This window comes from Azohydromonas lata NBRC 102462 (assembly GCF_001571085.1).
GTDB lineage: Bacteria > Pseudomonadota > Gammaproteobacteria > Burkholderiales > Burkholderiaceae_C > Azohydromonas > Azohydromonas lata.
In genome coordinates, this window is sequence record NZ_BCTC01000162.1 from 1 (window position 1) to 10671 (window position 10671).

Below are 10671 nucleotides of genomic sequence, written 5' to 3' on the forward strand. Positions count from 1 at the left end.
AAGGCGGTGATACCCGCAGCAGCCAGGCGCTGCAGGCCTTCGGCGTCGAAGGGGTTGAGCATTCCGACCAGCGTGGCGCCGCGCTGCATGTGCTCCAGCTCCTGCGCCGCGGGCGAGCGGACCTTGAGCACCAGATCGCAGCCGAGCGCGGCGCGGGCGTCCACGACTTCAGCGCCTACCGCGGCGTAGGCGGCATCAGGCGCCGCTGCGGCCACGCCGGCGCCGGATTGCACAACGAGCCGGTGGCCCTGGCTTATGAGCTTCTTCGCGGTCTCGGGCGTGACCGCGACACGTGTCTCACCGGTTGCGGTTTCGAGCGGAACGCCGATGCGCATTGATCACACTCCCTTTGTTGTCCATCACGATGCAGCCCTTGCACATGCAACCCGCCTGTGCAGGCTGCTGTCCCTTGACCAGCGCACCGTCCCGCCGGATGCCCACGGGCTCACATGCCGGCATAGGCCGGGCCACCGCCGCCTTCGGGCACGACCCAGGTGATGTTCTGCGTGGGGTCCTTGATGTCGCAGGTCTTGCAATGCAGGCAGTTCTGTGCATTGATCTGCAGTCTCTGCCGACCGTTGGCTTGCCCCACGTATTCGTACACGCCCGCCGGACAGAAGCGCGCTTCGGGGCCGGCAAAGGTCATCAGGTTGATGTCCAGTGCCGCCTGCTCGTCACGCAACCTCAGATGCGCAGGCTGGTTTTCCTCGTGGTTGGTGTTGCTGACAAACACTGACGAGAGGCGATCGAAGCTGAGCTTGCCGTCCGGCTTGGGATAGGCAATGCGCTCGCATTGATCCGCTGGCTTGAGGAAGGTGTGGTCAGCCGCGGTGCGCCGCAGCGTCCATGGCGGGCACTTCACGCCAAGGCGCGGCAGCAGCCACTGTTCGATGCCTGTCATCAAGGTCGCCGTCGCGCGGCCCTTCTTGAACCACTGCTTGAAGTTCTTGGCCTGTAGCAGTTCGGCGTGCAGCCAGCTTTTCTCGAAGGCTTGCGGGTAGGCAGAGAGTACGTCGCCGCAGCGCCCCGCGGCCAGCGCCTCGAACAGGCTTTCCGCGCACAGCATGCCGCTCTTGATTGCGGCGTGGCTGCCCTTGATGCGGCTGGCATTGAGGTAGCCCGCGTCGCAACCCACCAGTGCGCCGCCCGGGAACACGGTCTTGGGCAGGCTCAGGAGACCGCCGGCCGTGATGGCGCGCGCGCCATAAGAAATACGCCGGCCGCCAGCGAGGTGCTTGGCGATGGCAGGATGGGTCTTGAAGCGCTGGAACTCCTCGAACGGCGACAGCCAGGGATTGGCATAGTCCAGACCCACGACGAAGCCAATGGCGATGCGATTGTCCGCGGCGTGGTAAAGAAAGCTGCCTCCGTAGGTGTCCGCATCCAGGGGCCAACCGGCCGTATGGACCACCAGGCCGGCACGGTGGCTGGCTGCGGGGACTTCCCACAGTTCCTTCAAGCCCAGCCCATAGCTCTGCGGATCCTTGCCCGCGTCAAGTGCGAAGCGTTCGATGAGCTGCTTGCCCAGGTGACCGCGCGAGCCTTCGGCAAAGATGGTGTACTTGCCGCGGAGTTCCATGCCGAGCTGAAAGTGGTCGGTCGGATCGCCGTCCTTGCCGAGCCCCATGTTGCCGGTGGCCACGCCGCGCACCGTGCCGTCCTCGGCGTACAGGACTTCCGCAGCAGCAAAACCGGGGAAGATCTCCACACCCAGCTCTTCCGCCTGCGCGGCCAGCCACTGCACCACCTCGCCCAGGCTCACGATGTAGTTGCCTTCGTTCTTGAAGCAATCGGGCAGCAGGCCGTGCGGAGTGGCTCGCGCACCGGTTTCGGAGAGAAACAGGAACTCGTCAGCCGTGACGGCTTGCTTGAGCGGTGCCCCCTTTTCCTTCCAGTCGGGAATGAGCTCCGTCAGCGCGCGCGGGTCCATGATGGCACCGGAGAGGATGTGGGCGCCCGGCTCGGCGCCCTTCTCCAACACGACGACGGAAACTTCGGAGCCCGCTGCCGAGGCCAGCTGCTTGAGCCGGATGGCAGTCGCCAAGCCTGCAGGGCCGGCGCCCACGATCACGACGTCGTACTCCATGGATTCGCGCGGACCGTACTGCTGCAGAAGGAAGTCTTGGGTGTTCATGGACAGGTCGACAAGGCATTGGGAGCGAGTACGCGGGGCCGCCAAGCACGTGGACGGTCCTGCGATCAGACCCTGGTCAGGTCAGGCTGGACTGGGAAGCAAGCTGGAAGGACCGACCGACGCCGCCGCTGCGGACAGGCCATTGCGCGCGACACCGAGCGCCTGCTCCAAGGCAGTCAGCACCTGCGGCGCCTGCGGCGGTATCTCCGGGCCGAACCGATGCAGCAACCGTCCGTCGCGACCGACCAGGAACTTCTCGAAGTTGTCATGCACGGGACCCTGTGAGCCCGCTGTCGTCGCTGGCTCCCTGGCCAGCCGGGCATGCGGTGGCACGCCGCCAACGTCCCGCGGCACTTCCGCTGCACGAGCAAGCATGGCAAAGAGCGGATGACGCGGCTCGCGGGCAATGGACACCTTGGAGAAGAGCGTAAAGCTCAAACCCAATGTCCGCTCGTAATGGTCTTGGATGCGCCCGTCGTCCCAAGGCTCCATGCCGCCGAAGTCGTTGCACGGAAAGCCCATGACCTTCAGTCCGACCTCGTTGTAGCGTTCATGCAGAGATTGCAGCTCCCGCAGCTGAGTCGTTGCCAGCGGACTGCGGGATGCGACGTTGACCACCAGCAGCACCTGCCCCCAGTAGCGTGCAAGACGCATTGGCCTGCCATCGATGCGCTCCAGGATCAGCCCGTAGAAGTCCTGCTCCCCGGTACAGGACTTCGCAACGTGCGCGTCAGTGCCCATCACTTGCTCCCGATACGTCAAAGCTGAGCGACCAGCTCTGGTATCACACCAAACAGATCAGCCTCCAACGCGTAGTCCGCAACGCTGAAGATCGGCGCTTCCGGATCCTTGTTGATGGCCACGATCACCTTGGAGTCCTTCATGCCCGCCAGGTGCTGGATCGCGCCCGAGATGCCGCAGGCGATGTAGAGCGTGGGCGCCACGATCTTGCCGGTCTGGCCCACCTGCCAGTCGTTCGGGGCGTAGCCCGCGTCCACCGCGGCACGGCTTGCACCCAGCGCCGCGCCCAGCTTGTCGGCCAGCGGCGTGAGCACTTGCGTGAACTTCTCGGCGGAGCCCAGGGCCCGGCCGCCCGACACGATGATCCTGGCCGCCGTCAGTTCGGGGCGGTCGCTCTTGGTCAGCTCACGGCCGACGAAGGCACTCTTGCCGCTGTCGGCCACCGCGGCCATCGTCTCGATGGCCGCGCTGCCGCCGACGGCCGGCGCGGCGTCGAAGCCGGTGGTGCGCACGGTGATGACCTTCACCGCGTCGGCGCTCTGCACCGTGGCGATGGCGTTGCCGGCGTAGATCGGGCGCTCGAAGGTATCAGCGCCCAGCACCTTGGTGACGTCGCTGAGCTGCGCCACGTCCAGCTTGGCGGCCACGCGCGGCGCGACGTTGCGCCCGCTGGACGTGGCGGGAAACAGGATATGGCTGTAGCCACCGGCCAGCGCCAGCACCTGTGCTGCCACGTTCTCGGCCAGCTGGGTGCCCAGCGCCGGTGAATCAGCGTGCAGCACCATGGACACGCCCTGCACCTGGGCAGCGGCCTGGGCCACGGCGGCGGCGTTCTCACCGGCCACCAGCACATGCACTTCGCCGCCGCAGGCGAGCGCCGCGGTGACGGTGTTGAAGGTCGCGCCCTTGAGGGACGCGTTGTCGTGTTCGGCAATGACGAGGGCGGCCATGTCAGATCACCTTGGCTTCGTTCTTGAGCTTGTCCACCAGCGTGGCGACGTCGGGTACCTTCACGCCGGCGCCGCGCTTCACAGGCTCGCTGACCTTGAGGGTCTTGATGCGCGGCGTGACATCGACGCCCAGGTCGGCCGGCTTGACGGTTTCCAGCGGCTTCTTCTTGGCCTTCATGATGTTGGGCAGCGTCACGTAGCGCGGCTCGTTCAGGCGCAGGTCGGTGGTCACCACCGCCGGCAGCGTGACTTCCACCGTCTCCAGGCCGCCGTCCACCTCTCGCGTGACCCTGGCCTTGCCCTCCAGAACTTCCACCTTGGAGGCGAAGGTGGCCTGCGGCAGGTCGGCGAGCGCCGCGAGCATCTGGCCGGTCTGATTGCAGTCGTCGTCGATGGCCTGCTTGCCCAGGATCACCAGGCCCGGCTGTTCCTTGTCGATGAGCGCCTTGAGGATCTTGGCCACGGCCAGCGGCTGCAGCTCGAACGACGGATCGCTGGGTGTCTCGACCAGGATGGCGCGGTCCGCGCCGATGGCCAGCGCCGTGCGCAGCGTCTCCTGGCAAGCGCTTGCGCCACAGGAGACCACGACGATCTCGGTGGCGACGCCCTTCTCCTTGAGCCGCACCGCCTCTTCGACGGCGATCTCGTCGAAGGGGTTCATGCTCATCTTCACGCCGGCGACGTCCACACTTGTGCCATCGCTCTTGACCCGGACCTTCACGTTGTAGTCCACCACCCGTTTCACGGGCACCAGCAGCTTCATCGGTTGTGCTCCTTCGTTATTGCGTCTTGCCTGCAGATATCAATCAGCCGCCCTGCGGCCGCGCCGAGGGCACAGGGCCCGAGCGCGATGCCTGGGCGGCGGCCAGCGACATGGGATACGCGGACTGCTGCAGCGTTGCGTCAGCCGTCGTCCTGTCGCGACCGAGCGTCGACTCCATCGACTCGATCCAACCCTCGAGGTCGCCTGAGCGCCTCCTTGCCTCCAGAAGGCACTGCCGCAGAAATGCCATGTCGCTGCTCCATTGGGTGCGTGGGCGGGATACGTGCCGCAGTTGCCTTCGGCACAGTCTGGGGTGTCGGGTGCGCGTCGTCGCGTTTCAAGACACTTGGCGCAATTGTGTTCAATTTCCGTGGCATAGTCATTAGTGAATTCCTGTGGTTTCACATTGGTTTTGCTCATGGCCAAGAGTCCCTCCATACCGCCACGCTTCACGCTTCGCCAGCTGCACTACTTCGTGACGGCTGCCCGAGCAGGACAGCTCTCGGTGGCCGCGGCAGAAATCAACATCTCGCAGTCGGCGATGACGCTGGCCATCGCGGAGCTGGAGCGGCTGCTGGGCACGCTGCTGTTCGAACGCAATCGAGGTGGCGTAAAGCTCACGTACGAGGGACATGCGTTCCTGCAACATGCGCAGGCCGTCCTGGAACTCGCCAGCGAGGCCGCGCGCTTTCCCTTCCATCACCGCACCGACGTCAGCGGGCGCCTGGAGCTCGCGGCCACGTACACCGTGCAGGGCTACTTCCTGCTGCCCGCCGTGGCCAAGTTCATGAAGCTGTTTCCGCTCGTCGAATTGGTCCCGCTGGAGCTGCCACGGTTGCAGATCGAGCGGCAGCTGCACGACGGCCGCATCGAGCTCGCGGCACTGCTGCTGTCGAACCTGGACGCTCCGCAGCAGTTGCACCTGCAGCCGCTGGCCTATTCGCGTCGCCGGCTATGGGTGTCGGCCACGCACGAGCTGGCCGAGCGCAGCACGGTGCAGTGGAGCGATATCGCGCGCTATCCCTACATCGTGCCGACGGTGGACGATGCGCATCGCAACGCCATGCGCTACTGGCAGAGCGCGGGCATCGAGCCCGCCTCGGTGATCCGGACGTCGTCGATGGAGGCGCTGCGCGAGATGGTGGCGCTGGGATTGGGCGTGACGATCCTGTCGGACCTGGTGTTTCGCCCCTGGTCTCTGGAAGGGCGGCGCATTCAGGCGGTCGCAGTGGAAGGACACCTGCCCGTGATGGAGGTCGGCCTCGCGTGGAACCGTGAACGGCCATTGAGCCCGGCAGCGCAGGCGTTTCGCGAGTTCCTGGCGATGTCGAGCAGCACGCCGGCCAACGGCGAGTGAGTATTGCTGAACGGTTTCTTGATTTGTGTCTAGAATTCCAGAGAGGGCGCCCGGATGCGGCGGCCGTACACGGAGACAACCATGCATATCGACCTGAGCAACAAGCGGGTGATCGTCACAGGCGCCTCGCGCGGCATAGGACGCGCGATCGCGCGCGCGTTTGCGGCAGAAGGGGCACGCGTGGCGATATGCGCGCGAACCGAGGCCGACGTGGCGGCCGCGGGTGAAGAGCTGGGACACCAGGCACAGGCCGTCATCGCCCGTGCGGTGGACGTCACCGACACCGAGGGCGTGCGGCGCTTCGTGGACGAGGTGGCGAGCCAATGGGGCGGCGTCGACGTGCTTGTGAACAACGCCGGTCAGGGACGTGGTGGCAATCTCGACACGCTCACGCCCGAGCAGATCCTGGAACACGCCAACGTGCTGCAGATGGGACACTTCCGTTTCGTGCAGGCGGTGGTGCCGCACATGCGGCGCCAGCGTTGGGGTCGCATCGTCGAGATCAACGCACTGGCGGGTGTGCAGATCACGCCGGACGGCATCCCCTCGGTGGTCAACCGTGCTGCCTGCATTGCGATGTCGAAGTCGCTGGGCATGTCGCTGGCCAAGGACAACATCCTCGTCAACACGCTCAACATGGGCTGGATCGATACCGGCCAGTGGGACCGTCACTACCGCGAGATGCCCGAAGGCACGCCGCGCGAGGAGTTCGAGGCCATGGTGCTCAAGGTCGTGCCGCTGGGGCGCTTTGGCAAGCCGGAGGACGTGGCCGGCATGGCACTTTTTCTCGCCAGCGAGCACGCCTCCTTCATCAGTGCCGCGTCGATCGACATTGCCGGCGGCATGGGGGGCCAGATTGCCTACTACCCCACGCTCAAGCGCGACTTTCAGGAGCAGATGAAAGCCCGCCTCGCTGCCAAGGCCACCAGCTGAAGCAGGCCAAGCGGCATGGAACTGCATGACAACGTAGCCGTCGTCACCGGCGCATCGTCGGGCATTGGCCAAGCCATTGCGCGTGAGCTCAGCGCGGCCGGGGTCCGGCTGGTGGTGACGGCCCGACGCGCGCAGCGTCTGGTGGAACTCCAGGACAGCCTTGGCGGCCCCTGTGCTTGCCTGGCTGCTGCGGTCGAGGACCCGGCCACGCCCCAGGCCCTGCTGGACCTGGCGCGGGAGCGCTTTGGGCGGGTTGACATCCTGATCAACAACGCCGGCATGGTGGTCTCCGGCCCGGTGGACCGGATCGATCTCGACGAGCTGGCACAGATGACCCGCGTGAACTTCGACGCGGTAGTACGCGCCTCGTACGTGTTCGCGCGCGCGCTCAAGGCCCAGGGTAGCGGCGCGATCATCAACGTCTCGAGCGTCGGCGCCTACCTGAGCTCGTCCTCGATGGGCGCGTACAGCGGCTTGAAGCAGGCACTGGAAATTTTCACGACCTCGCTGCGCCTGGAGCTCAAGGGCACGGGCGTGCGCGTGGGCACCATTGCGCCGGGCACCACGGAAACCGAGATCTTCGAGCGCATGCGCTCGCAAGGCATGGGCGTGCGTGCCGATCAGACGCCACCGCTGGCGCCGCAGGACGTCGCACGCGCAGTGCGCTTCATGTTGGAGCAACCTGCGCACGCCAATGTTGCGCGCATGCTGCTGGTGTCGGCATCCGAATCAGCGTGAGGGTCGCGGCCGGCCCAGTGGCAGGTCCGGCCACGAGGCCCATACCAACGATCCACCGCGCTTCACACCAACGGCGAGACACATCAGGCGCGGCAGCGTCAATGTCGCCGGCGCTCCACCGTGCCTTGCGCAACTGACCGCCCCTCCATCCCGGACTGGTCTTTTCCCGGGACACCGACTGTCGCTGTCTACCTGCCTGGCGAGGCCGCACTTACGGCATCCGGAGCAAAAAGAGCCCGGCCAGGACTTCAGGTCCTGTGCCGGGCCAAATCCCGCAGAAGGCCGGGAAGGAGACAGACTGCAATTCAGCGTCCGGTCAGCGCCGCCGCTTCAGGCATGCCGGTGCTTGTTACGCTCCAGGATCGCCAAGCCCTCGGCATCGAGCACCTCCTGCGGCGAGCGCACGCTCGGGCCGAGGATGGGGCCCACGACTTCGTGGCCCCAGGTACTGAGCTTCTCGGGGTTGAGCTCGAAACCATCGTGATGCCAGGGTTCGAGCTCCGTGATCACTTCGAAGGCAAAGCCGCTCGGGGAGAAGTGGTAGAAGGAGACGTGCGGGTCCTGCGTGTGCTGGCCCAGCGTCATCATCATCGGCAGATTGCGCTGCTTGACGATGTCATAAGTCTCGCCCACGTCGCGCAGCGACTTGACGAACAGCCCGATGTGCTGGATGCCCATCTTGCCGGGCCCGTGCCCATAGGCAATGTCGTGGCTGGTGCAGTTGTTGAGCTTGGTGCGGTAGAAAGCCGTCTTGCCCTTGCCCGCGCCGGCGCCGTAGTAGTGGAAGCCCATGACCTCGGTGAGGAAGTGCTCCAGCTGTGGCGTGAACTCTGGCGTGATCAGCACCACGTGTCCCAGGCCACGTCCATCGGCCACGAAGCCCCCGTGGGGCCGACCGCTCTGGAACGAGCGCGGCATCCATTTCTGGGCGTAGAACAGCTCGTGCTGGTAGCCCACGGGGTCGCGGAAGCGAACCACGGCCTTGACGCCGCGCAGCTCGCACAGCGCGACATCCCCTTCGGTGACGTCCACGCCCGCCTCGCGCAGCCGCCGCACTGCGGCTTCGAATTCCAGCTTGCCGCGCGCTTCCCAACCGATGTAGGCCAGGCGATCCCTCTGGCCGGGATGGAAGGCAAAGCGATGGCGCCGGTCGTCGATCCGAAAGTACAGCGACTCGGGATCGGCCTCGGGCGAGGCACCGACCTGAAAGCCCAGCACCTGCGGACCATAGGTCCGCCACTCCTCGATCCGGGCGCTCTCGAAGCCCAGGTAGCCGATGCCGATGATGTCCACGCTGCTGTGTCTCCTGTTGGGAACGGGGTGCGGGGCTCAGCCCTGCACTTCCTCGATGAGGATGGCCTCCGCCGGGCAGGCCGCGGCACCCTCGCGGGCCTCTTCTTCCATGCCGGCCGGCACCATGTCGGTCTCCAGCACGACAAGGCCGTTCTCGTCGAGCTTGTACAACTGCGGGCACATCTGCGCGCACAGGCCGTAGCCGCAGCAGCGGCTGCGATCGGCCGTGACTCGCAACTGGATAGCCTTGCCGGTGGTGCTCATGTTGTCTCCTTCGTTCAGGCCGCCCACGTTGACGGCGCCCATTGATATGCACATCTTTCCATAAAGTGTGCATTTATAAACCAGGGTTCTCCCTGATTCAGCACGTCCGTCCAGTGCAAGAGGAGGCAGGGCGTGCGCTTTCTCGATCAGGACAGTGCCTTTCAGGCACAGACGGGTTTTTTCGCATTGGAGAAACTCATCCTAGCCTTAGAATTTGAACGCACTGTCCCGATCATGAAGCTCGAAACCTCATCTTCCTCTTCCGAGCCCGCCGAGGCGGCCGACTCCTCGATGTCCTCGTCGTCCACGGGCAAAGGAGCTGGTGCCGGCGTGATCGTCAAGCCGGTGGTCAACGCCGTGCGCATCCTGCGCTACCTGGCGCAGAAGGGCTCACCCGAGCGCGCGAGCGATATCGCCCGGCATCTCTCCATCAACCCCAGCACTTGCTTCAACATCCTGCGCACGCTGGTGGCCGAGGACGTGGTGGATTTCAACGCGCTGTCCAAGACCTACTCGGCGGGGCTGGGGCTGGCGCGCCTGGTGGAGCAGCTCGTCACGCAGGGTCAGCGCGTGCAGATGGCACAGCCCCTCATGCACGAACTGGCGGCGCGCCACAGCGTCACGGTAACGCTGTGGCGCCGCATGGGCGAGGACCGCATCGTCCTGGTGAGTTCCGAGTCCAGCCCGACGGACCTGCGCATCGACATGCCTGCGGGCCAGCGCTTGCCCATTCTCATGGGCGCCAGCGGCCGCCTGTTCGCAAGCCGCATGGGGCTGAGCGAGGAGGCATTGCGCCGGGCCTTCGAAGAGATGCGCTGGGCGCGCCCGCTGTCGTTCGAGACCTACCTTCGCGAGGTCAACCGCGCGCGCCGGCGCGGCTGGGCCATCGACGACGGCTACTTCGCCGCCGGCGTGGTGGCGATCGCCGCGCCCGTGTGCGACCCCAGCGCCAACATGGCGTACACCATCTCTGCCGTGTCGATCCGCGGCCAGCGCGACGAGGCCGAGATCGACGCCCTGGGCGACGCGCTGCGCGACCTCGGCCACCGCCTCGAATCCGTTCTCTACTGAGCCGGGCGCCCTGCGGCGCTTGGCTTGCCTTTTTCCCAGCTTGCCTGTCCATAGCCGGAGTCCCCTTGCGGGCCTTGGCTGGATTGCCCATGGCCGCACTGATCGTTGCGCGGCCGGGTCGCAGTCCCTTCCCGCGAACGCAATGCTAGGGTTTGCATATGAACAGAATCATTGAAAGTGTCCAATTATTGATCTAGCATTCGGCATCGTTTCCGATCAACCCAGTCGGCGCCCCTGCGCCGGCCTTGTCCGCACGGGAGTACCCGATGAAGCTTGAAGATGTCATCCTCGTCAGCGTCGACGACCACGTGATCGAACCGCCCAACGCGTTCACCCGTCACATGCCGGCCAAGTACAAGGGCCGCGAGCCGCAAGTGGTGCAGAGGAACGGGCGCGACGTCTGGGTGTTCGAGGAGCGCGCCACGGG

At 65.7% G+C, this 10671-nt stretch carries 10 protein-coding genes and 1 pseudogene; 4 read left to right on the forward strand and 7 right to left on the reverse strand.

Going from position 1 to position 10671, the window contains the following annotated elements; genetic code table 11:
• The 5 genes and pseudogenes from ALA01S_RS29000 to ALA01S_RS29020 form a co-directional block, all read right to left on the reverse strand.
• Positions 1 to 335 (reverse strand): annotated as a pseudogene (locus ALA01S_RS29000) (NAD(P)(+) transhydrogenase (Re/Si-specific) subunit alpha); the annotation flags it as partial.
• Between the two features lie 110 nt (positions 336 to 445).
• Positions 446 to 2134, reverse strand: coding sequence for an electron transfer flavoprotein-ubiquinone oxidoreductase (locus ALA01S_RS29005; RefSeq protein ID WP_066342885.1), 1689 nt, complete (start codon positions 2132 to 2134; stop codon positions 446 to 448).
• A gap of 81 nt (positions 2135 to 2215) precedes the next feature.
• Entirely contained in the window at positions 2216 to 2875 is a 660-nt protein-coding gene (locus ALA01S_RS29010; protein ID WP_066342886.1) for a glutathione peroxidase, read from the reverse strand.
• Positions 2876 to 2892: 17 nt separating this feature from the next.
• The gene (locus ALA01S_RS29015; RefSeq protein WP_066342888.1) at positions 2893 to 3825 is read right to left on the reverse strand and encodes an electron transfer flavoprotein subunit alpha/FixB family protein; all 933 of its coding nucleotides are present in this window, start codon (positions 3823 to 3825) and stop codon (positions 2893 to 2895) included.
• Position 3826: 1 nt separating this feature from the next.
• Complete coding sequence (locus tag ALA01S_RS29020; RefSeq protein WP_066342889.1) at positions 3827 to 4588, reverse strand: electron transfer flavoprotein subunit beta/FixA family protein; 762 nt, start codon at positions 4586 to 4588, stop codon at positions 3827 to 3829.
• A gap of 418 nt (positions 4589 to 5006) precedes the next feature.
• Between ALA01S_RS29020 and ALA01S_RS29030 the strand changes: the two genes are divergently transcribed.
• From ALA01S_RS29030 to ALA01S_RS29040, 3 genes are all read left to right on the forward strand, one after another.
• Entirely contained in the window at positions 5007 to 5945 is a 939-nt protein-coding gene (locus ALA01S_RS29030) for a LysR family transcriptional regulator (protein ID WP_066342901.1), read from the forward strand.
• A gap of 81 nt (positions 5946 to 6026) precedes the next feature.
• A complete protein-coding gene (locus tag ALA01S_RS29035) occupies positions 6027 to 6878 on the forward strand; it encodes an SDR family oxidoreductase (RefSeq protein ID WP_066342893.1) in 852 nt (283 codons plus the stop codon).
• A gap of 15 nt (positions 6879 to 6893) precedes the next feature.
• Positions 6894 to 7616 (forward strand): SDR family oxidoreductase, encoded by a 723-nt coding sequence (locus tag ALA01S_RS29040; RefSeq protein WP_066342896.1) that lies wholly within the window; start codon positions 6894 to 6896, stop codon positions 7614 to 7616.
• 330 nt (positions 7617 to 7946) lie between these two features.
• Here ALA01S_RS29040 and ALA01S_RS29045 read toward each other — a convergent pair whose 3' ends face one another.
• The gene (locus ALA01S_RS29045; protein WP_066342898.1) at positions 7947 to 8909 is read right to left on the reverse strand and encodes a VOC family protein; all 963 of its coding nucleotides are present in this window, start codon (positions 8907 to 8909) and stop codon (positions 7947 to 7949) included.
• A gap of 36 nt (positions 8910 to 8945) precedes the next feature.
• Positions 8946 to 9173 carry a ferredoxin gene (locus tag ALA01S_RS29050; RefSeq protein WP_043460676.1) on the reverse strand — a complete coding sequence of 76 codons (228 nt, stop codon included), beginning with the start codon at positions 9171 to 9173 and terminating at the stop codon, positions 8946 to 8948.
• A 234-nt stretch (positions 9174 to 9407) separates the two neighbouring features.
• Here ALA01S_RS29050 and ALA01S_RS29055 point away from each other — a divergent pair, with 234 nt between their 5' ends.
• Positions 9408 to 10244 (forward strand): IclR family transcriptional regulator, encoded by an 837-nt coding sequence (locus ALA01S_RS29055; protein WP_218011550.1) that lies wholly within the window; start codon positions 9408 to 9410, stop codon positions 10242 to 10244.
• Positions 10245 to 10671 lie beyond the last annotated feature (427 nt).

What these genes read in the sequence shown, in the direction of transcription:
- ALA01S_RS29030 (WP_066342901.1), top strand. Translation starts at nt 5,007, where the DNA reads ATGGCCAAGAGTCCCTCCATACCGCCACGCTTCACGCTTCGCCAGCTG.
- ALA01S_RS29040 (WP_066342896.1), top strand. Translation starts at nt 6,894, where the DNA reads ATGGAACTGCATGACAACGTAGCCGTCGTCACCGGCGCATCGTCGGGC.
- ALA01S_RS29020 (WP_066342889.1), bottom strand. Translation starts at nt 4,588, where the DNA reads ATGAAGCTGCTGGTGCCCGTGAAACGGGTGGTGGACTACAACGTGAAG.
- ALA01S_RS29055 (WP_218011550.1), top strand. Translation starts at nt 9,408, where the DNA reads ATGAAGCTCGAAACCTCATCTTCCTCTTCCGAGCCCGCCGAGGCGGCC.
- ALA01S_RS29010 (WP_066342886.1), bottom strand. Translation starts at nt 2,875, where the DNA reads ATGGGCACTGACGCGCACGTTGCGAAGTCCTGTACCGGGGAGCAGGAC.
- ALA01S_RS29050 (WP_043460676.1), bottom strand. Translation starts at nt 9,173, where the DNA reads ATGAGCACCACCGGCAAGGCTATCCAGTTGCGAGTCACGGCCGATCGC.
- ALA01S_RS29015 (WP_066342888.1), bottom strand. Translation starts at nt 3,825, where the DNA reads ATGGCCGCCCTCGTCATTGCCGAACACGACAACGCGTCCCTCAAGGGC.
- ALA01S_RS29035 (WP_066342893.1), top strand. Translation starts at nt 6,027, where the DNA reads ATGCATATCGACCTGAGCAACAAGCGGGTGATCGTCACAGGCGCCTCG.
- ALA01S_RS29005 (WP_066342885.1), bottom strand. Translation starts at nt 2,134, where the DNA reads ATGAACACCCAAGACTTCCTTCTGCAGCAGTACGGTCCGCGCGAATCC.